The 576-nt window shown below is 49.7% G+C and carries 1 protein-coding gene; it reads right to left on the bottom strand.

Annotated features, from left to right (window positions below):
- Positions 1-576, bottom strand: a 576-nt coding sequence (locus tag AC1DVH_RS32490) for a glycosyltransferase (RefSeq protein WP_477757224.1), incomplete at both ends; no start/stop codon positions are given.

Raw genomic sequence — 576 nt, 5'->3', positions numbered from 1 at the left:
GCAACGGCCAGCTTTTTCAAGAACTCCGGATTTGTTAATGCTTCTGTCAATACGTCTGCTATGTCTTGGGAGTCAAACGGCGAAAAATACAATGCTGCGTCCGCGCCAGACTCCGGCATGGGCATAACATTGGAGCAAATCATTGGCCGACCTGAAGCGAGCGCTTCAAGAAGTATGTTCGGGCTGTTCTCGCACGACGAGGCAAAGAGATTCAGATACGCGTGGTGATACAGAGGAGGAAGTTCCTGATAAGGAATAGCGCCAAGTAGCAGGACCTGGCCTTCCAGGCCTAGCGTCGAAATCAGAGTCTTTACACGCTCGGCTTCCGGCAGATTTGTTTCCCCGACAAGAATCAGCGGGAACCTTTCACGAAGCTCTTGAGGTAGTTTCCCGTAAGCACTGACCACTTGAAAATCATGCTTGTAAACGTCAAATCTCGACACGTATAAAATGTACTCGCTCCCTGGTAAAAAATCCGGGCGAACAGTACTTTTGCCGTGTGTCCGAAACACAGAACCAATTCCATGAGGGATAGTAACGGCGTTTTTAACCTTGGTCAGCGATTCGATGCCCCCT

The sequence above is a fragment of the Pseudomonas sp. P4_C3 genome, from assembly GCF_056402075.1.
The sequence above is the reverse complement of the archived record's forward strand: the minus strand, read 5'-3'. Positions and strand labels throughout refer to the sequence as shown.